Origin of the sequence: Hyphomonas sp. (genome assembly GCF_013823385.1) — a bacterium.
Taxonomy (GTDB): domain Bacteria; phylum Pseudomonadota; class Alphaproteobacteria; order Caulobacterales; family Hyphomonadaceae; genus Hyphomonas.
This window is the reverse complement of record NZ_PNMA01000002.1, coordinates 61,052-78,404: the sequence shown is the minus strand read 5'-3', so window position 1 is coordinate 78,404 and position 17,353 is coordinate 61,052. Positions and strand designations below refer to the sequence as shown.

The 17,353-nt window shown below is 62.7% G+C and carries 21 protein-coding genes; 11 read left to right on the top strand and 10 right to left on the bottom strand.

The window, feature by feature from the left end; translation table 11 throughout:
* The first annotated feature begins 52 nt into the window (after positions 1-52).
* The 4 genes from leuB to C0456_RS02205 all read left to right on the top strand — a co-directional run bounded on the left by leuB (position 53) and on the right by C0456_RS02205 (position 3,324).
* Positions 53-1,105 (top strand): 3-isopropylmalate dehydrogenase, encoded by a 1,053-nt coding sequence (gene leuB / locus C0456_RS02220; protein ID WP_291047795.1) that lies wholly within the window; start codon positions 53-55, stop codon positions 1,103-1,105.
* Between the two features lie 81 nt (positions 1,106-1,186).
* Entirely contained in the window at positions 1,187-2,377 is a 1,191-nt protein-coding gene (locus C0456_RS02215) for an amidohydrolase family protein (protein WP_291047794.1), read from the top strand.
* A gap of 54 nt (positions 2,378-2,431) precedes the next feature.
* Positions 2,432-2,794 (top strand): helix-turn-helix transcriptional regulator, encoded by a 363-nt coding sequence (locus C0456_RS02210; RefSeq protein ID WP_291047793.1) that lies wholly within the window; start codon positions 2,432-2,434, stop codon positions 2,792-2,794.
* Positions 2,791-3,324 (top strand): SRPBCC family protein, encoded by a 534-nt coding sequence (locus C0456_RS02205; protein WP_291047792.1) that lies wholly within the window; start codon positions 2,791-2,793, stop codon positions 3,322-3,324. The genes C0456_RS02210 and C0456_RS02205 overlap by 4 nt, the downstream gene beginning before the upstream one ends.
* Here C0456_RS02205 and C0456_RS02200 read toward each other — a convergent pair.
* Positions 3,321-3,692 carry a nuclear transport factor 2 family protein gene (locus C0456_RS02200; RefSeq protein ID WP_291047791.1) on the bottom strand — a complete coding sequence of 124 codons (372 nt, stop codon included), beginning with the start codon at positions 3,690-3,692 and terminating at the stop codon, positions 3,321-3,323. The two genes, C0456_RS02205 and C0456_RS02200, sit on opposite strands and share 4 nt — an antisense overlap.
* A gap of 125 nt (positions 3,693-3,817) precedes the next feature.
* Between C0456_RS02200 and C0456_RS02195 the strand changes: the two genes are divergently transcribed.
* A complete protein-coding gene (locus C0456_RS02195) occupies positions 3,818-4,858 on the top strand; it encodes an aspartate-semialdehyde dehydrogenase (RefSeq protein WP_291047790.1) in 1,041 nt (346 codons plus the stop codon).
* 63 nt (positions 4,859-4,921) lie between these two features.
* Here C0456_RS02195 and C0456_RS02190 read toward each other — a convergent pair whose 3' ends face one another.
* Positions 4,922-5,419, bottom strand: coding sequence for a prolyl-tRNA synthetase associated domain-containing protein (locus C0456_RS02190; protein WP_291047789.1), 498 nt, complete (start codon positions 5,417-5,419; stop codon positions 4,922-4,924).
* Between the two features lie 62 nt (positions 5,420-5,481).
* On the opposite strand from C0456_RS02190, the gene C0456_RS02185 reads away from it, so the two are divergent.
* Positions 5,482-6,216, top strand: a complete 735-nt coding sequence (locus C0456_RS02185) for a DUF6065 family protein (RefSeq protein WP_291047788.1) — start codon at positions 5,482-5,484, stop codon at positions 6,214-6,216.
* Positions 6,217-6,341: 125 nt separating this feature from the next.
* On the opposite strand, the gene hisE is transcribed toward C0456_RS02185, so the two are convergent.
* Positions 6,342-6,704 carry a phosphoribosyl-ATP diphosphatase gene (hisE, locus tag C0456_RS02180; RefSeq protein ID WP_291047787.1) on the bottom strand — a complete coding sequence of 121 codons (363 nt, stop codon included), beginning with the start codon at positions 6,702-6,704 and terminating at the stop codon, positions 6,342-6,344.
* 167 nt (positions 6,705-6,871) lie between these two features.
* Between hisE and C0456_RS02175 the strand changes: the two genes are divergently transcribed.
* Positions 6,872-7,681 carry a crotonase/enoyl-CoA hydratase family protein gene (locus C0456_RS02175; protein ID WP_291047786.1) on the top strand — a complete coding sequence of 270 codons (810 nt, stop codon included), beginning with the start codon at positions 6,872-6,874 and terminating at the stop codon, positions 7,679-7,681.
* A 127-nt stretch (positions 7,682-7,808) separates the two neighbouring features.
* Here C0456_RS02175 and hisF read toward each other — a convergent pair whose 3' ends face one another.
* On the bottom strand, positions 7,809-8,567 hold the full coding sequence (gene hisF / locus C0456_RS02170) for an imidazole glycerol phosphate synthase subunit HisF (RefSeq protein ID WP_291047784.1): 759 nt from the start codon (positions 8,565-8,567) through the stop codon (positions 7,809-7,811).
* 148 nt (positions 8,568-8,715) lie between these two features.
* On the opposite strand from hisF, the gene C0456_RS02165 reads away from it, so the two are divergent.
* Positions 8,716-8,910: a hypothetical protein gene (locus tag C0456_RS02165; RefSeq protein ID WP_291047783.1), complete on the top strand. Its 195-nt coding sequence runs from the start codon at positions 8,716-8,718 to the stop codon at positions 8,908-8,910.
* 36 nt (positions 8,911-8,946) lie between these two features.
* Here the strand turns inward: C0456_RS02165 and C0456_RS02160 are convergent, their stop codons facing one another.
* Together C0456_RS02160 and C0456_RS02155 are read right to left on the bottom strand one after the other, a co-directional pair.
* A complete protein-coding gene (locus C0456_RS02160; protein WP_291047782.1) occupies positions 8,947-9,960 on the bottom strand; it encodes a L,D-transpeptidase family protein in 1,014 nt (337 codons plus the stop codon).
* A gap of 85 nt (positions 9,961-10,045) precedes the next feature.
* Positions 10,046-10,243 carry a hypothetical protein gene (locus C0456_RS02155; protein WP_291047781.1) on the bottom strand — a complete coding sequence of 66 codons (198 nt, stop codon included), beginning with the start codon at positions 10,241-10,243 and terminating at the stop codon, positions 10,046-10,048.
* A 313-nt stretch (positions 10,244-10,556) separates the two neighbouring features.
* Between C0456_RS02155 and C0456_RS02150 the strand changes: the two genes are divergently transcribed.
* Positions 10,557-12,131 (top strand): vWA domain-containing protein, encoded by a 1,575-nt coding sequence (locus tag C0456_RS02150; RefSeq protein WP_291047780.1) that lies wholly within the window; start codon positions 10,557-10,559, stop codon positions 12,129-12,131.
* A gap of 3 nt (positions 12,132-12,134) precedes the next feature.
* Here C0456_RS02150 and hisA read toward each other — a convergent pair whose 3' ends face one another.
* The 3 genes from hisA to C0456_RS02135 form a co-directional block, all read right to left on the bottom strand.
* Complete coding sequence (gene hisA / locus C0456_RS02145) at positions 12,135-12,863, bottom strand: 1-(5-phosphoribosyl)-5-[(5-phosphoribosylamino)methylideneamino]imidazole-4-carboxamide isomerase (protein WP_291047778.1); 729 nt, start codon at positions 12,861-12,863, stop codon at positions 12,135-12,137.
* A 142-nt stretch (positions 12,864-13,005) separates the two neighbouring features.
* Positions 13,006-13,638 carry an imidazole glycerol phosphate synthase subunit HisH gene (gene hisH / locus C0456_RS02140; RefSeq protein ID WP_291047777.1) on the bottom strand — a complete coding sequence of 211 codons (633 nt, stop codon included), beginning with the start codon at positions 13,636-13,638 and terminating at the stop codon, positions 13,006-13,008.
* A gap of 70 nt (positions 13,639-13,708) precedes the next feature.
* Positions 13,709-15,151, bottom strand: coding sequence for a carotenoid oxygenase family protein (locus C0456_RS02135; RefSeq protein WP_291047776.1), 1,443 nt, complete (start codon positions 15,149-15,151; stop codon positions 13,709-13,711).
* Between the two features lie 60 nt (positions 15,152-15,211).
* Between C0456_RS02135 and C0456_RS02130 the strand changes: the two genes are divergently transcribed.
* Positions 15,212-15,820 (top strand): TetR/AcrR family transcriptional regulator, encoded by a 609-nt coding sequence (locus tag C0456_RS02130; protein ID WP_291047775.1) that lies wholly within the window; start codon positions 15,212-15,214, stop codon positions 15,818-15,820.
* A 60-nt stretch (positions 15,821-15,880) separates the two neighbouring features.
* Here the strand turns inward: C0456_RS02130 and C0456_RS02125 are convergent, their stop codons facing one another.
* The gene (locus C0456_RS02125; RefSeq protein ID WP_291047774.1) at positions 15,881-16,522 is read right to left on the bottom strand and encodes a hypothetical protein; all 642 of its coding nucleotides are present in this window, start codon (positions 16,520-16,522) and stop codon (positions 15,881-15,883) included.
* A 73-nt stretch (positions 16,523-16,595) separates the two neighbouring features.
* Between C0456_RS02125 and C0456_RS02120 the strand changes: the two genes are divergently transcribed.
* The gene (locus C0456_RS02120) at positions 16,596-17,276 is read left to right on the top strand and encodes a TetR/AcrR family transcriptional regulator (RefSeq protein ID WP_291047773.1); all 681 of its coding nucleotides are present in this window, start codon (positions 16,596-16,598) and stop codon (positions 17,274-17,276) included.
* Positions 17,277-17,353: the final 77 nt, after the last annotated feature.

Below are 17,353 nucleotides of genomic sequence, written 5' to 3'. Positions count from 1 at the left end.
CCTGGCAGTAAGACCCGCCGCAATGTTGAAACATTGCAGGCGTTGATTTCCCATGAAACAGACCCTCCTTCTGCTGCCGGGCGACGGCATTGGCCCCGAAGTTGTTGCGCAGGCGCGGCGTATTGCTGAGGCGCTTGTGCCCGATGTGCAGATCGAGGAGGGGCTCGTTGGCGGCGCCAGCTTCGATGCGCACGCGACGCCGCTGACTGAAGAAACTCTGGACCGCGCTCGCAAGGCGAGCGCGGTTCTGCTTGGCGCCGTGGGCGGTCCCAAATGGAACAGCGTGGGGCGCGACAAGCGGCCGGAAGCAGGCCTGCTTGCCCTGCGCAAGGGTCTGGATGTCTTCGCAAACCTGCGCCCGGCTTTCTGCTTTCCGGCGCTGGTGGAAGCCTCCAGCTTGAAGAAGGACCGTGTCGAGGGCCTCGACATCATGATCGTCCGGGAACTGACGGGCGGCGTTTACTTCGGCCAGCCGCGCGGCATTGATGAGCAGGGCGGCTTGCGCCGGGGTTATGATACTGCCGTCTATACCCATCCGGAAATCGAGCGCGTCGCCCGCGTGGCTTTCGAGATCGCCCGTGGCCGCAAGGCCCGTGTCACCTCGGTCGAGAAGTCCAATGTCATGGAATCGGGTCTCTTCTGGCGCCAGGAAGTGACACTCGCCCATGCCGCGCTCGGCGGCGGTGTGGAGCTTTCCCATATGTACGCCGATGCCTGCGCCATGGAACTTGTCCGGGCGCCGAAGCAGTTTGATGTCATCCTGGCGGACAATCTCTTCGGCGACATTCTCTCCGACGAGGCGGCGATGCTGACAGGGTCCATCGGCATGCTGCCGTCGGCCTCACTTGGTACGCCGGGCACGCCGGGCCTTTATGAGCCGGTCCATGGATCGGCGCCTGACATCGCTGGCCAGGGTATCGCCAACCCCTGCGCGGCGATCCTGTCGCTGGAAATGGCGCTGCGCTGGTCCCTCGGCAAGGAAAAAGCCGCTGACACGCTGTTTGCGGCTGTTGGCAAGGCGCTCGACAGGGGCGCTCGCACGCGCGACCTTGGCGGGGACCTGACAACCCGACAGATGGCCGACGCGATCCTCGCCGCGCTCTGATCTGACGGCCTGGTCTGGATTTGGACATTCCATCTGCCTTGTGACATCCTCCGCTCAAAAGAAGAGCGGAGGAACCAAGCGATGTCTTATGCTGCCGGGCGGCTGATCCATGATGCTGACAGTCATCTGATGGAGATGACGGATGTGCTCGATCCCTATTTCGAACGCCGACTGCTGGAGCGCTATCACGCGCTGCCGGTCTATAAAGAGAAACATTCCCACGCGCGCTGGATGAATGAGGAACGCGCCCGGCATGAAGACGCCGCCTACCGGGCAGCGGCGGGCGAGGCCATCCTGCTGAAGAAGAATTATGAGGCGCTCGGCGCATTCCGGCGCGAAGACCGGCCAGCGGCACTCGACCGGCTCGGCTTTGCGAGCCAGCTTGTCTTCACCACATTCTGCCTCGGCAATTTCGGGCTCGACCAGTCAGACGACATGGAGCTTTGCTACGCAGCGGCTGATGCGCATAACCGGATGATGACGGACTTCTGCGTGGTCGACCCACGGCTTCTGGCGGTCGCCTATGTGCCGCTGGAGGATTTTCAGAGGGCGGAGCAAACGGCGAAACTTGCCATAAGGCTGGGCGCCAAGGCGCTGATGGTTCCCTCGCTCTGCCCGCAGAAGCATTCGCCCAGCCATATCGGTCTTGATTCGGTCTGGCGCATGGCAGAGGAGGCGGGTCTGCCGATCCTGCTGCATGTGGGCGGAGAGGAGAAAATGAACCCGGTCTACAAGGAGAACGGGCTTCCGCCGGTGCCGGATTTCCATGGCGGCGACGACAATTTCACCTCCGTTTCCTATATGCCCATTCCCAACGCCGCGATGCAGACGCTTGCCACGCTGATCTTCGACGGCGTGTTTGACCGCTTCCCGAAGCTGAAATGGGGCGCGATCGAGCTTGGCGCCGCGTGGGTGCCCGGATGGATGCGGTCCATGGACTCGGCCGCGCATGCTTTCGTTCGCAATGAGGAGCGCCTGCAAAAGCTCTCTGCGAAACCTTCCGAAATCGTGCGCCGCCAGTTCCGCGCTGCGCCTTATCCGCATGAGGATGCCGGCTGGATCATCCGGAATGCTGGCGACGAGATCTGCATCTTCTCGTCGGACTATCCGCATGTCGAGGGCGGCCGGAACCCGCTGAAACGGTTTGATGAAACGCTTGCCGGATGCACGCCGTCCCAGATCACCGGCTTCTATTCGGAAAACTTCATTGATCTGATGGGCGAAGGGCTCAGCCCGGAATTGCGCCGGCCAATGCTGAAAGCGGCGGGCTGATATAAATTCAACCAAATGGTTGACTATTGGGGTGAGGCGTCTATATTCAACCACATGGTTGAACTAGATGCTCCCCGCCTCGACGCCGTCTTCCACGCCTTGGGAGACGCTACCCGCCGCCACATGCTCCGTGATCTGACCGAAGGTTCCCGCACCGTCAGCCAGCTTGCCGAGCCGTTCGAAATGTCGCTTGCTGCGGCCTCGAAACACATCAAGGCGCTGGAAGGGGCGGGGCTTATCCGCCGCGAAGTGCGCGGGCGCACCCATGTCTGCCATCTTGAACCCGGCCCCCTCGCGGAGGCCTCGTCCTGGCTTGCCTTCTATGAACGTTTCTGGACTGGCCGCCTCGATACCCTCGAACGCCTGCTGCGCGAGGTAGATGCCAGCGCTTTGCCTCCCAAAGGAAAGAAATCATGACCCAGACCACGAAACCCTCCGCCTACGGCCAACTCATTGAGCCGACGGTCCTCAAGCTTGAGCGCCTTTTGCCTGGCCCGGTCGCCCGCGTCTGGGACTATCTCACGCAGAGCGAACTGCGCCGCCAATGGCTCGCCTCGGGCGAAATGGACCTTACCCCCGGCACAGAGTTTGAATTTATCTGGCGCAATGATGAGCTGACCGATCCGCCGGGCGCGCGGCCAGAGGGCATGGGCGCTGAAAACCGCATGACCTGCAAGATCCTCGAAGTGGAGCCGCCGCGCCGCCTGTTCATCAGCTGGGGTGTCCAGTCGGATGTCCTGTTCGAACTGGCCGAGAAGGGAGCGGATACGCTCCTCACCATCACCCACCGCCGCCCGCCGACGCGCGACGTCCTGCTCAGCGTCTCCGCCGGCTGGCATGCGCATGTGGATGTTCTGGAAGCAAAACTTGGCGGCACCAAACCAGCGCCTCACTGGGACAACTGGGTCCGCTTGCGGTCGGAATATGACGCCCGCTTCCCGGCCTAGCTGTAATCAGCAATCCGGCAGAGCAGGGGGCCGCGGAACTCGAAAAAGCTCGCGCCGCGCACCTTGACCGACTGGCCGGCTTTCACGCCGGTCGGAAGGTCAACGGCGGCGCGGCCTTCAAATTCGATTTCTGCAGCGGCCTTGCCGGCGCCGGAGACGAGATTGATCAGCCGCTGGCGGCGGTAGGAGAAGGCATTGCCGGAAACTTCCGCCACCTGGCGCATCATGTCCTTGCCTTCCAGGCGCATTGACTGGCCGGTGTTGGAGATGTTCTCGAACACCACATCCTCGGTCACATAGGACAGCATGGCGTCGATATCCCGCTCATTATAGGCGGCGATATATTTGCGAATGATCTCGTCGAGCATGTTGCCAGCTCCACCCAGTTAAGCCCGGGCCTGTCCTGCCCGACGCGGGGGAATTGCACAAGCCGCTTTAAGATGCGGGCGAGATGGGCCATATAGCCCGCGAGCAAGCATAAGAGGAGATTATCATGGGCACACGCATCGCGGTTGTCGGCGCCACAGGCAATGTCGGGCGGGAACTCCTCAATATTCTCGATGAGCGGCTGTTTCCGGCCGATGAAGTCTATGCCGTCGCCTCGCGCCGCTCCATCGGCAAGGAAGTTTCCTATGGCGACCGCACGCTGAAATGCCATGACCTCGAACAGTTCGACTTCAGCAAGGTCGATCTCGTCCTGATGTCGGCCGGTGGCTCTGTTTCGAAGGTCTGGTCACCGAAGATCGCCAAGGCCGGCGCGATTGTCATCGATAACTCGTCCCAGTGGCGGATGGACCCGGATGTGCCGCTGGTCGTTCCGGAAGTGAACGCTGACGCCGTGATGGGCTACAAGAAAAAGGGCATCATCGCTAACCCCAACTGCTCGACCGCCCAGCTCGTTGTGGCGCTGAAGCCTATCCATGATGCTGTTGGCATCAAACGGGTGGTCGTAGCGACGTATCAATCTGTTTCCGGCGCCGGCAAGGAAGCCATGGACGAGCTCTGGAACCAGACGCGCGGCATTTTTGTCAATGACGAGCCCGCGCCGCAGGTGTTCCCGAAGGAGATCGCCTTTAACCTCATCCCGCAGATCGATGTGTTCATGGAGGACGGCTACACCAAGGAAGAATGGAAGATGCGCGTCGAGACGAAGAAGATCGTCGACGAGAGCATCGAGCTGGTCGCCACCTGCGTGCGCGTGCCGGTCTTTGTCGGCCATTCCGAAGCCGTTCACATCGAGACCATCGGCCATATGACCGCCGATGAATGCCGCGCCCTGCTGCGCGAAAGCCCCGGCCTGATGGTGGTCGATGATCCCAAGGAAGACCTCTACATCACGCCGAAAGAGTGTGTGGGAGAGTGGGCGACCTATATCAGCCGCATCCGCAATGACCCCACCACGCCCAATGGCCTCGCCTTCTGGTGCGTGTCGGACAATCTGCGCAAGGGCGCCGCCCTCAATGCTGTGCAGATTGCCGAAGAGCTGCTCAATCGCGGCGTGATCAAGCCGGAGACGGCCCACGCGAAAGCGTAACGAGGACCACGCTGTCCAGTTTTCAGATCCCGGCCAGCCACCCGCTGGCCGGGATTTTCCGCTTCATAGCTCGGAAAAATCCACGATTTCAAAGCTGTGACCGGTGGCTTCCACGAAGCGGCGGAAATCGGCCTGGTTGATGGCGGTGGTGCCCGTATTGGTCAGCGGGTGGAAATTCACGATGTCTGCCCCAGCAAGGACCGCGTCGACAAGGAACCGCACGCGGGCCGGGCGGTCATTCATCAGGGCGAAGGCGGTCACCGAGCCGGGCGTGACGCCGAGCACTTCCGTCATCAGTTCGGGCGCGCCGAAGGAGAGGCGTTTTGTGCCGATCTTCCGGTGCAGCTGGTTCAGTTTCAGCTGATTGTGGGCCTCGGCCGCGATCAGGACGAGGTCGCCGTCAGCGGCTTTCAGGAACAGATTTTTTGTGTGGGCGCCCGGCATGTCTGCCTTCAGGGCGGCTGACTGCTCGACGGTGAACATCGCCTCGTGCCAGGTGGTGGCGTGGGCGATGCCGAGGGCGGCGAGATAGGCGAAGAGGTCATCAGGGCTTGCAGGCATGGTGTCCTTTGGGGCAGGACTTTGCCTTGCCGTCAAGCAGCCAGGAAGCGGAAACCCAGCCCATGCGCCTTGAATGTTATAAGATTTACGACGTTGCGCCCGAGATCGTGCCTGGCCGGTCTGACCGGGACTGGATGGATGCCTTCACCGATCGCCACCCCTACCGGTGCCTGCCGCTGACGATGGCGAACTCCACGGGATGGGAAATTCTCTGCCCGATGGACATCAAGATCAAATGGAATGGCGGGCCGCGGAATGAGGACATCGAGCTTCTGACGACGGGCGATCCGCGCGCTATCCCCAGCTTTGCGGACGCGCATTTCATGCGGGGCATCGTGACCTTCCACACCGGCCATCTTTTCCGCACGCCGCCGGGCTGGGGCGTGTGGGTGACGGGCGCGCCCAACTGGCCCAAGGACGGCATTGCGCCGCTGACGGGCCTTGTGGAGACCGACTGGCTGCCCTTTCCCTTCACCATGAACTGGCAGATGACGCGGCCGGGCGAGGTGATCTTCAAGAAGGGCGAACCCTTTGCTTTCATTACGCTTATGGAACACAAGCGGCTGGAAGAGATCACCCCGGAACGCAAGCTTTTGAAGACAAATCCGGAGCTGGTGAAGGAATATGAAGGCTGGCGCGAGAGCCGGGCGGACTTCAACACGCGGCTCAAATCGGGCGAGGAAAACGCCATGAAGGAACGCTGGCAGCGCCATTATATGCGCGGCGAGAAGCCCGATGGCGAGAAGGCCGAGGCCCATCAGACCAAGCGCCGCCTGAAGCCTCCGAAGGACATGTAGGGTGTTGGATAGGGGGTTGGGGAGGCGCCCGCTTATCCCGTGGATAAGGGCGCGAAAAAACTCCAACGGCCCTCCAAAAAAACTCCAACCGTGACCCCAGAAACTCCAACGCCGTTGGAGTTTTTTCAGTCCTTGGCCGGGCGGGCAGACTTTTCAGCGATGCCCGAAATGCCCTGGCGTTTTTCCAGGGCGGCGGCCACAGCATCGAGCGCGACGCCGCGCGCGCGGAGGGCCACGAAGACATGGTAGAGCACATCCGCCGCTTCACTCGCCACGCGCTCATCACTCTCGCGGCGGACGGCCTCTGCCAGCTCCCCGCCCTCCTCGGCCACCTTGGAGGCGGCGGCGTCCGGGCCCCTGGCGAGGAGTTTCGCGGTCCAGCTTGAAGCGGCGTCCCCCTCAAGGGCGCGCGCATCGATGGTTTCAGCAAGATGCGTCAGGGCAGCGCTGAGGCGCGCAGGCGAGGCGAGGGGGGCTTTGGCGGTCATGGGGTTTCTTTAACGCCATCGAAGCGGGGCGAGAAGGGGCAAGGGGCCCTCACCCCCAACCCCCTCTCCCCGCGAGCGGGGCGAGGGGACTTTCGCGTCGCGCGCCCGCTTGACGTCCCCAGCGGAAGGGCGCCAGCTTCATCGTGAGAGTTCCGGAGGAAGCCCAGATGAAAGACCGCGTTTCGATTACCCTGCTGGATGACGGCGTTGCCGATGTGCGCCTGACTCGTACCGACAAGATGAATGCGCTCGACAGCGCGATGTTTGCCGGCATTGCCGAAGCCATCGACACGCTGAAGGCCACCAAGGGCCTGCGTGTGGTGGTGCTGTCGGGCGAGGGGCGGGCCTTCTGTGCCGGCCTCGACCTTTCGAACTTTGCCGCGAGCGAGGACAAGAAGCCGGGGCAGGGGAATGTGACCTCCAATCTGGGCGACCGCAGCCATGGCATTGCCAACCTCGCCCAATATGTGGCCTGGGGCTGGCGCGAGCTGCCGGTGCCGGTGATCGCGGCGGCCCATGGCGTGGCGTTTGGCGGTGGCTTCCAGATTCTCTCGGGCGCCGACATTCGCATCATTCACCCCGATACGCGCTGCGCGATTATGGAAATGAAATGGGGCCTGGTGCCGGACATGGCAGGTTTCCCGCTCTGGCGCGGCAATGTGCGTGACGATGTGCTCCGTGAGCTGACGTACACCAACCGCGAGTTCAAGGGCACCGAGGCCCATGCGCTGGGCTTTGCCACCAAGGTTTCCGAGACGCCGCTGGAAGACGCGCTGTGGCTGGCCAAGCTGATGGCGAGCAAGAACCCCGCTGCCATGCAGGGCGCCAAACGCCTGCTCAACGCGATGGCCGACAGCACCGATGCCGAGCTGCTGCAGATGGAAAGCGACGAGCAGAAGAAAGTGATCCGTACACCCAACCAGATGGAAGCGGTGATGGCGGAAATGCAGAAACGCAAGCCGGTGTTTTCGGAGTAACCCTCAAAGCCCCTTCTCCCCTCGGGGAGAAGGGGTTGGGGATGAGGGGGAGCTGAGCTCTAAAGTTTGTGCAGGGCGGATGGGGCGGGATGCCCTCACCCCAACCCCTCTCCCGCGGGAGAGGGGCTTAGAGGGTGCGCACCGGCGCGCCCGCGTCGGCCAGCGCCGCGCGGGCGTCTGCCAGGGTGGCTTCGCCAAAGTGGAAGATGGAGGCGGCGAGGACGGCGCTGGCGCCGCCTTCAAGTACGGCGGGGGCGAAGTCTGCCACGCTGCCCGCGCCGCCGCTGGCGATGACGGGGATGGTGACGGCGGAGGACACCGCTTTGAGGAGCGGGATGTCATAGCCGGACTTTGTGCCGTCCCGGTCCATCGAGGTGAGCAGGATTTCGCCGGCGCCGCGCCTGGCCGCTTCGCGGGCAAACTCCACGGCGTTGATGCCGGTGGCCTTGCGCCCGCCATGGGTGAAGATTTCCCAGTGGTCATCCACCGCGCGAGCATCAATCGCGACGACGACGCATTGGCGGCCCGCCTTGGCGGCGCAGGCGGAAATCAGCGCCGGGTCTGCCACGGCGGCCGAATTGATCGCCACCTTGTCGGCGCCCGCGCGCAGCAGGGCGACCATATCCTCCACTGAGCGCACGCCGCCGCCCACGGTGAGCGGCATGAAGCAGGCCTCGGCCGTGCGGCTGACGGTTTCCAGCAGCGTGCCGCGGCCTTCATGGCTGGCGGTGATGTCGAGGAAGCAGAGCTCGTCGGCGCCGGCCGCGTCATAGGCGCGGGCAAGGGCGACGGGGTCTCCGGCGTCTTTCAGGTCGACGAAGTTGACGCCCTTCACGGTGCGCCCGTCTTTGACATCGAGGCAGGGGATGATGCGCGTTTTCAGCATGGCGCTCCTTTGCCGCCAAAGCGGGGCGAATGCAAACAATCCTTAAGGTTGTGCGGGGTGGGAAGGGGCGGCGCGCTGACCTATATTGACGTCACGGGAGGCTGATCTCGACCGAGCGAACTGACGAAGTAAGCACCAGGAGACAGACATGGACATGAAACAGACAGAGCGGAAAACCGCCGCAAGACTGCAGAATGACGAGGCCGAAACGCTCGCCCGGCTGGCGGCGGGATTGTCCCGGCTGGATGTGGGCAGCAGCGTGCCCAGTAGCGGGGAAAGCGACATGGCGCACGCCCTGCGCACGCGGCGCCGGCTGCGGCGGCCGCTTTCTTCGGCGCGCTGAGGAAGACTTTCGGGCGCTGGCCGAATTTGCCGGCGCTCAGCCGATGGCATCCACAATGGTGAGCTGCTGGCCGCCGGAGCCTTCCTCGAGGGCGTCAGGCGTTATCAGGATGGTTGTGCCCGGCAGCAGCAGGGGTTCCAGCAGCGCGGCAAAGGCGGGCGGCAGCAGCGTCTGATCGGCCAGTTCATCCGGCGACGGAGGAGGCAGGACCGCCACCGGCGCGCCGGGCTTGCCTTCGGGCAATTCCAACTGGATCCAGTGTAGCACGCCGCCGGGGGCCTGGCTGAGCATCAGCACATGGGTGGCGGTTTCTTCCTGCGGGACATAGACGCGCGCGCGGCCGATTTCGGCGCCCCCGCGCAGGGCGACCAGGGTTTGATCCCGGCGCGAGATGACGAGGGTGAGCGGGCCATCGGCGGCGGTTTCCGGCATCCAGCGGTAAAGCTCGTCGCCGGCCAGCGGGGCATGGTCCAGCGGCACGCCGCCGGGGCCTTCGGCCGCCAGCAGGCCCGCGGCGGGCGTGATCGCGGGCTCTCCGGCGATGCCGGAAACGATGACCGTGCCGCCCATTTCGGTGACGCCGAAGAGGCGTTTGGCAAATTCCAGCGGCAGGCGGATGCAGCCATGGCTTTGCGGATAGCCGGGCAGGCCGCCGGCATGCAGGGCGATGCCATCCCAGGTGAGGCGCTGCTGATAGGGCATGGGCGCGTTGTCATAGAGGTTTGACCGGTGGTCAGCGTCCTTCTGGAGGATGACGAACACGCCGGTGGGCGTTTCATGGCCGGGCTTGCCCGAGGAGATGGTGGAGACGCCGATGCGCACGCCATTGCGATAGACGGTGGCGGTCTGGCGGGTGAGGTCCACGAAGACGGTGACCGGGCCGGCCGGGGAGAGGGCAGGCGCCCAGACCCAGTCTCCCGGCTGGAGCGTCTCTGCCTGCGCGGTCAACTCCGCCGCTGTGGCGACCAGCACGCCCTGCGCCCCGGCGGGGGCGGCAAGCGGCATCGCCAGCAGCGCGGCGGCCATCAGGAAGGCGAGGGGACGTTTCACTGGCAAACCTGCGGACAACTTCAGGGGGAGGCAGGGGAGGGCACCAGAAAAGCGCGCGCCTGGCAAGGCGGCGTGGGGGCGCGGCCTATTTGGAGAGGCTGGAGACGAAGAGGTAAACAGCGGCGATGCCGGCACCGGTGAAGACCGCCGCCATCCGCCCGGCAAAGCGCGCCTGCGCGGCGCGGGCCTGGCGCATCTGGCCCACCAGCAGTTGAAACCCGGCCTCCTGCGCCAGATCCTGCGCGGTTTTCTCAGACGGGCGTTTGGGGCGCTGCGGGGTCATGGCAGGCGCTATGCGAGATGCGTGCCAAGGTTGAGGGGAGGGGCTGTTCCGTGCCCGTAGGGTGGGTTAGGCGAAGCCGTAACCCACCGTTTTCAAGCCGCACGATCTGATGGTGGGTTACGGCTTCGCCTAACCCACCCTACGAAGGGGCTTGCTAACGTGTTGACCCGCAGGGTCACCATCAGCCTCGGCCTCTGCCGCGAAACGGGCCAGGAAAGCCTCTCCGCCCTCCTCAGTCGCGCCGTCTTCGATAATAGCTAGCAGCAGATTCCACTTGAACGAATCCAGGAATCGGCCAGAACATTCTGCGAACATGATTCCGTATTCGGAGTGTTACATGCGCAGGTTCGCCCTACTTGTCGCTGTTGTCGCGGCATTCTCTTCGGTTTCGCTGGCGCAGGTAGTTGATGCACACGCGCCTGCGGAGAGGGTCACTTACTTTCTCATAGATGCAAGTGGCTCGATGAATGAACGGACGATTGCAAACAAGGCTGAATTGGAAGTCTCCAAAACCCTAGAAAAAATAAAAGCGATCAACCCCAACGCCCCAGTTTCGAGAACCTATTTCAAAGCTCCTAATCGGGATTTCTGCTCTCATCCGATCACAATCGCAAACCCGGTGCCTGCATCAGACAGTGTTCGGGAATTCGTTGTTTCTGGAAACAACGATTACACCCCGTTGGGGAATGCTCTCGCATCTGCTGTTACGCAGATAGGCGACAATCCCGCTGATGTTTTCATCATTACAGACGGGCACCAAACACCCGACTGCGGCCTAGATTTCTGCTCTGTGGCTCGAGAGTTATTGCCGCGCGCCAATTTGAACGTGCAGATACTACCTGTGGGAAATGATCCGGTTACAGAAAGCTTGGCGACGTGTGTCGACAGGGCGAAGGAACAGGATGGAAAAGAGATAACCGCTGAAAAAATCTCTGACACACATAGCAAGTCAAAATGGGATGAAGCGGGACTTTTTGAGCGCTGGCTTTGGCTGTTCATCACAATGATCGTTTGCGCAGCTTCAGGGGTGTTTGGCTCAAGAGACGGTCTTCGTGCGAAAGACTTTGAGCATCATTCGGGTCTTATTCAAGAGAACGAACGCGTGCTTTTAACCAGACCTGAGAACGCCAGCGATCTCCGCGGTCAGATAAAAACATGGAGTGCCTTCAAAGAGGCAGATAGGCAAATTCTCAAATGGTTGGCGTGGGGGCTTCTGATAGCCTCTCTTGCTATGACCATTTGGCTTTTGTTTTGCGATGCGTCCATAAACGATTTTGAACTAAGCACCGCGCGTGCGATGGGCTGGTTCGTGCTAAGTTCAAACTTCTCGACTGCCTTTGCGGTCTTGGTAGTTACTCCGATAATATTTGCATTCTCTCAGAACTGGCGACGTCTTCAAGCGCAGAGGACTTTTGCATTTGTAGCTGGGCTTGCTGCGCAGGAGGAGGCAGCGCGGCTCCGCCAAGAATTCGGTGATCTTTATAAGACTTACTTATCAGTTCGTGACAGTGTTCTTCTAACCGAACTGAATTCAAATTGGACAAATACAAAGCGGTTCGGCTTTAGGTCGGTGCGCCCATCCCCAGAGTTTTCTCAGGAGGATCTCGGTCGATTGGAGCGAGTGAAGAGAAAACTTCTACAAGTTGCTCAAGGGCCAATGCTGCAGGCTGAGGCCGCAGATACGGATGGCATCAAAGCTGCAATCCAGCGAATCCAGCTTTTTGCTCCAAGGCCGCTTCGTAAATCTCGAACAGTGGAGCAGATGATCGAGGCAATAGGAGAAACTGGCTGGTTTGGAGATAAGGCGGCAGAATGGAAAGCTCTGAATGAAGCCATCAGATTGAAGAACGTTCCAGCGATAAAAGAAGCTCTCTCAAATCTTGACTAGTGTTTAATGTGAAGCCGCCCCAATCGCCTCACTCGCCACAATGTCCCCATCATAAAGCGCCCGCCCCAAAATCGTGCCCGCGATGGGGGCGCCGCTGGCCTTCAGGGCACGGATGTCGTCTACGCTTTTGACGCCGCCGGAGGCGATGACGGGGATGGAGACGGCGTTTGCGAGTTCTGCCGTGAACGGAACATTGACGCCGGTCTTGAGGCCGTCGCGGCCGATGTCTGTCGCCACGATGGCGGCGACGCCGCAGCCTTCGAAGGCCTTGGCGAGCTCGGTGGCGCGCATGTCGCTGGTTTCGGCCCAGCCTTCCACGGCGACCATGCCATCCTTCGCGTCTATGCCGACGACGATGCGGCCGGGCAGGGCGCGGGCGGCGTCCTTGACGAGCTGAGGATCGCGCAGGGCAATGGTGCCGAGGATGACGCGGGAGATGCCCGCCTCGAGCCAGGCGTCGATCTGCGCGCGCGTGCGGATGCCGCCGCCAAGCTGAACCGGGGCGGGGGTGGATTTGAGGATGCTCTCGACGGCCGCCCTGTTCACCGGTTCGCCGGCGAAGGCGCCGTTGAGGTCCACCACATGCAGATGAGTGAAGCCCATCTCATGGAAGGCGCGGGCCTGGGCGCCGGGATCGGTGTTGAACACGGTGGCCGCGTCCATCTCCCCGCGCAGCAGGCGCACGCAGGCGCCGTCCTTGAGGTCAATGGCGGGATAGAGGGTGAAGGTCATGGGGTGCGTCTTCTGCTTGAACCCCTCTCCCTCGGGAGAGGGGCAGGGGTGAGGGGGTGGTACAGTCTGGCCGGGGGCGGCGGGGCGGTGTTGCGCGCCCTCACCCCCAACCCCCTCTCCCAGGGGAGAGGGGGCTAGAAGGTCAAGGTTTCCACTCCAGGAAGTTTGCCAGCAGCGTCAGGCCGAGGCGCTGGCTTTTTTCGGGGTGGAATTGCGTGCCGAAGAGGTTGTCGCGGGCGATGGCGGCGGCGAGCGGGGCGCCGTAGTCAGTCCAGGCGGCGACCTCTCCCTGGTCTTCGGGGCGGAAGGCGTAGGAATGGGTGAAATAGGCGTGGGGCCGCTCGCCGAGGCCCGAGAGAACGGGGTGGGGCGCGGGGATCATCAGCTCGTTCCAGCCGACATGCGGCACGGGCAGGCCGGGCGCCGGCTCCAGCGCCTCGACAATGCCATGCACCCAGCCAAGACCGGCGGTTTCGCCATCCTCAAGGCCGGTGTCTGCCATCAGCTGCATGCCGACGCAGATGCCGAGGAAAGGCCGGCCCTTGCGCAGTACGGCCTCTTCCAGGGCCTCAACCATGCCCGGAATGGCGCGCAGCGCGCCCGCGCAATCGGCAAAGTGGCCAACGCCCGGCAGCACGATGCGCTCGGCCGCGAGGATGTCTTCGGGGCGGGCGGTGACCTCTACGGCGGCGGCGTCGCCTGCGGCGGCGGCGAGCGCGCGCGCGCAGGAATGCAGGTTGCCGGAACCGTAATCGATGAGGGCCACGCGGGTCATGGCCGCGCTCTTAGCGGGGGCGGGGGGCCATGGCAATCAAGCGCGTTTGCGACACAGGCGCCGGGCGCTGTCAGCCGAGCGGCACCCAGTTGCCATGGAAGCCGGGGGGAATCCGGTGGGGCAGGGTGATGCTGGCCACCGGCGGGCCGGTGAAGTCCTGCGCGTCGAGGATCACGAGGTCGGTGGTGTCTGCCGCGGTGTCGATGACATAGCCGATGAGCCAGCCTTCATCCTCGGCGGCGGTTTCATGGGCGGGCACGAAGACAAATTCGCCGGGCATGTGGCCGGGGCCGAAATCGTGGACCTCGCGCGTGCCGGCGCCAAGGTCATGCTTGAAGAGGCGCGGGTCGCCCAGGAAGCCCGGATCGCCATGGGCGGGCAGGGCGACGGTGTAGGCATAGCGGTAGGGCTGGCCGATGCGGCGTTCATCCGGGCGCGGAAATTCCTGCGGGGCGTCGTCGATGATCCTGCGGGTGACGCTGCGGCTGGCGGGATCGATCTCCAGGCTCTCAAAGGCGCTGATGCTGCCGTCGGGGCCAGTTTTTCCGTCCACGAACATATCCTGATGCACGCAGGCATCCATGATCACCTTGCCGTCTTCGGTTTCATAGGCGTTTGCCGGGTGGAAGATGTAGCAGGGCTCCACGGCGCACCAGATGATGTCGCTGCCCTTGCCCTCGCGGGGGAGGAGGCCGATGCGGGCGGTATGCTTCGGGTTCCAGCGATAGGGGAAGGACGCCCCGCCGATCAGCGCGGCCATGGAGAAGGTGACCGGCAGGTCCATCACGATCACATAGTTGCGGGTGATCATGCAGTCATGGATCGAGGGGCCGTTTTCCACGGCGATGGGTTCGTGCCGCCGGACGGTGCCATCTGCGGAGATGACGGTATGCCAGACCGTGGTGTGGTCCTGCGCGCCATAGCAGATGGCGTGGGTTTCGCCGGTCAGCGGATCAAGGTGGGGGTGGGCGGTGAAGCCCTTGCGCAGCAGGCCGCCAAAATCGCTGCGCAGACGGGTTTCCAGCGTGTCGGACACTTCCACCGGCAGGCCGCCGGCCTCAACCAGTGCCCAGATGCGCCCGGCCATGGCGACGACATTCGTGTTCGGACTTTCAGAACCAGCGGGTGTGCGCGGGCCGGGGGCGGGCGGCTCGCCCAGAGCCTCGCTGATCTCCGGTGAGCGGACCCAGCGGTTGCGATACCAGAGCGCCTTGCCGCCCTCCAGGCGCACGCCATGCAGCATCCCGTCGCCCACAAACCAGTGATGGGTGGCCGGATTGGGCGGGCTGAAAGGGTTGGGGCCATTGCGCAGGTAGAGACCATTCAGCGCAGGCGGGATGGCCCCGGTCACTTTCAGGTCTGTCAGGGTGTATTCGGCTTCCATCGGCTGATGGATGCCGGTGAGGTAAGGATTGGGCGCGCTGGATTTGCGGTGCGCGCGGTTGAAGCCCGCCACACCCATGATGCCTTTGGTAACAACGCTGCGGATGGCGGTCTCGACGGGGCTGGGCATGGGGGGCTCCTCTGAAGCAGACAGGTTGCGGATGACGGGAACAATGTTTACGGTGACAACATGACCGAGAATGATAACACTGTCAACATGGGCGCGGAGAAAAACCGCTACCATCATGGCGACCTGCGGGCGGCGCTGGTCGCGGAAGGGCTGAAGCTGATCGGGTCAGGCCCGGCAGACGCGCTCAGCCTGCGCGAGATTGCGCGGAATGCCGGGGTGTCGGCGACGGCGGTGTATCGCCACTTTCCGGACAAGGCGGCCCTTCTGGGCGCCCTCTGCATGGAAGGCCATGGGATGATGGCCGGAGCGTTCCGGGAGGCGATGACTGGCAAGGGGGATTCCCTGTCGGCCTTTGTGGCCATGGGGCGGGCCTATGTGCAGTTTGCGCTCGCCCATCCTGCGCTGTTCCGGCTGATGATGGCACAGCCGGGAGCGGGCCCTGTCCGCGCTCCGGAGCCCTGCGCCGAAGGCAGACCTGAAGACGGCATGACGATGCTGGTGCGCGCGCTGGATGATCTCTATGGCCCGGATATGCCCGCGCGCCTGCGGGAGATGCGGCGGCTGAAATCCTGGGCGCTGGTGCATGGCCTCGCCATGTTGATGCTCGACGGACAGGTGCCGGCCGAGCCTGCGCTGATCGACGCCGTGGTGGACGCGTCGGTACTTTGAGGCGCTAAGCGGCGGGCCGGAATGGATATGTGCCGTCGATCCGACTTCGCTGAAAGCAGCTCATTCGTGGTCGCTGGACCCGATTGACCGCTGTGACGCTCGCATATTGCGCTGCTTGACCACCGACAGCAAATTCACCACCAACGCCAACGACAACAGTGCGACCGGCGCAATGTAGAAATGATCTTGTGGTATCCGCTTGGCAAAGCCGGCCAAAAATGCGCCACAGACGTAATAGTACCCGAGCGCGGTCAGCCAAGTCCAACGCTCGCGCCGCCCGCCTCCTAGAGATGCGAACAATGTGAGCACTATGAAAGCGACGCCGATGCCTCGCAGTACGATCAAGAAAACAGGGCTAACCGACCAAAACAGTCCTTGATCCAGCGAAAAGAACCTAGCGATCGCACATAGGTGCAGGGCGAAAGCAACCGAGAACGCGACCATGATGTTTCGGTGGTTTTCGAGCAGCCACTTCGTGGTTCGACCTGGCAACAAGGAAGCCAACGCTGCCGCCATGAAAGCCAGCGAAAATAGGACGACCGCAACCCGAATGGTCCACCGTCCGATGAACCGGACCGCTTCGAGCGAGCCACCCCCTTGCAAATAGGCGGCTAGGCAAGCGCCGACGAGAACCAATGAAAGCACGCCTGACAGCCAGAAGCCGGTTTCAGGCAGCCTTGCGGACGGGGGCGCTTCGGGCATGTCTTATGATCCACGGTTTGAGTGTAATCGGTGATTACTTCGCGGTTGAGCGACTGTCAATGAAAAATAATCGATGATTACATACAGCGAGGTGGTATGGTTGATTATGGACAAGTCGCCCGCACCGACCGATAGGCAAACTGATCGCAGCTACCATCATGGCAGTCTGGTGGACGCACTCGTCCATGCGGCAGTCGAACTTATAGAGGTGTACGGTGTTGAGAAGCTCTCGCTGCGCGCGGTCTCGAAGAAGGTCGGTGTATCGCCCGGAGCCCCGTTCCGGCACTTCAAGACTAAATCCGAACTCCTGAAGGCAGTCGCTGAGCAATCCATGCTGCGGTTGACTCAGGCGGTGAACGCTTCGTTGGCAGCGCAGACGAGCGGTGACCCAGTGGCGCTGCTGGGCGCCATCGGTCGGGGCTATCTGAACTGGGCGCTCAGCAACCCAACCCATTTCCAGATCATCAGCTCGCGAACGCTCATTGATTTCCATAGTTCAAAGACGCTGGTCGAGCAGAACGACGCCATCTACAAATTGATGCTCGAGCAAGTGACAATCGGCCAAGCTGCCGGCGCGATTCGCGGCGACGCGTCCGCCCATGACCTTGTCGTGAACGCGCGTGCTTTCGTCTATGGACTTGCTCGCATGGCTGTTGATCGCCACTTCCGCGAATGGCGCGTTAGCGGTGACCCTCGACAAGCAGCAGCGGAGGCATTGAACCTCTACCTGCGAATGATCGCGACATCTTCATGATGTCGCGCAGTGAAACTGAGGTGTTGCAAGCGGCGCGGACGGCAGCCCGGTTTGCGCAGTCGTTTCCGACCCGAAGA

What these genes read in the sequence shown, in the direction of transcription:
- leuB (WP_291047795.1), top strand. Translation starts at nt 53, where the DNA reads ATGAAACAGACCCTCCTTCTGCTGCCGGGCGACGGCATTGGCCCCGAA.
- C0456_RS02215 (WP_291047794.1), top strand. Translation starts at nt 1,187, where the DNA reads ATGTCTTATGCTGCCGGGCGGCTGATCCATGATGCTGACAGTCATCTG.
- C0456_RS02210 (WP_291047793.1), top strand. Translation starts at nt 2,432, where the DNA reads ATGGTTGAACTAGATGCTCCCCGCCTCGACGCCGTCTTCCACGCCTTG.
- C0456_RS02205 (WP_291047792.1), top strand. Translation starts at nt 2,791, where the DNA reads ATGACCCAGACCACGAAACCCTCCGCCTACGGCCAACTCATTGAGCCG.
- C0456_RS02200 (WP_291047791.1), bottom strand. Translation starts at nt 3,692, where the DNA reads ATGCTCGACGAGATCATTCGCAAATATATCGCCGCCTATAATGAGCGG.
- C0456_RS02195 (WP_291047790.1), top strand. Translation starts at nt 3,818, where the DNA reads ATGGGCACACGCATCGCGGTTGTCGGCGCCACAGGCAATGTCGGGCGG.
- C0456_RS02190 (WP_291047789.1), bottom strand. Translation starts at nt 5,419, where the DNA reads ATGCCTGCAAGCCCTGATGACCTCTTCGCCTATCTCGCCGCCCTCGGC.
- C0456_RS02185 (WP_291047788.1), top strand. Translation starts at nt 5,482, where the DNA reads ATGCGCCTTGAATGTTATAAGATTTACGACGTTGCGCCCGAGATCGTG.
- hisE (WP_291047787.1), bottom strand. Translation starts at nt 6,704, where the DNA reads ATGACCGCCAAAGCCCCCCTCGCCTCGCCTGCGCGCCTCAGCGCTGCC.
- C0456_RS02175 (WP_291047786.1), top strand. Translation starts at nt 6,872, where the DNA reads ATGAAAGACCGCGTTTCGATTACCCTGCTGGATGACGGCGTTGCCGAT.
- hisF (WP_291047784.1), bottom strand. Translation starts at nt 8,567, where the DNA reads ATGCTGAAAACGCGCATCATCCCCTGCCTCGATGTCAAAGACGGGCGC.
- C0456_RS02165 (WP_291047783.1), top strand. Translation starts at nt 8,716, where the DNA reads ATGGACATGAAACAGACAGAGCGGAAAACCGCCGCAAGACTGCAGAAT.
- C0456_RS02155 (WP_291047781.1), bottom strand. Translation starts at nt 10,243, where the DNA reads ATGACCCCGCAGCGCCCCAAACGCCCGTCTGAGAAAACCGCGCAGGAT.
- C0456_RS02150 (WP_291047780.1), top strand. Translation starts at nt 10,557, where the DNA reads ATGATTCCGTATTCGGAGTGTTACATGCGCAGGTTCGCCCTACTTGTC.
- hisA (WP_291047778.1), bottom strand. Translation starts at nt 12,863, where the DNA reads ATGACCTTCACCCTCTATCCCGCCATTGACCTCAAGGACGGCGCCTGC.
- hisH (WP_291047777.1), bottom strand. Translation starts at nt 13,638, where the DNA reads ATGACCCGCGTGGCCCTCATCGATTACGGTTCCGGCAACCTGCATTCC.
- C0456_RS02135 (WP_291047776.1), bottom strand. Translation starts at nt 15,151, where the DNA reads ATGCCCAGCCCCGTCGAGACCGCCATCCGCAGCGTTGTTACCAAAGGC.
- C0456_RS02130 (WP_291047775.1), top strand. Translation starts at nt 15,212, where the DNA reads ATGACCGAGAATGATAACACTGTCAACATGGGCGCGGAGAAAAACCGC.
- C0456_RS02125 (WP_291047774.1), bottom strand. Translation starts at nt 16,522, where the DNA reads ATGCCCGAAGCGCCCCCGTCCGCAAGGCTGCCTGAAACCGGCTTCTGG.
- C0456_RS02120 (WP_291047773.1), top strand. Translation starts at nt 16,596, where the DNA reads ATGATTACATACAGCGAGGTGGTATGGTTGATTATGGACAAGTCGCCC.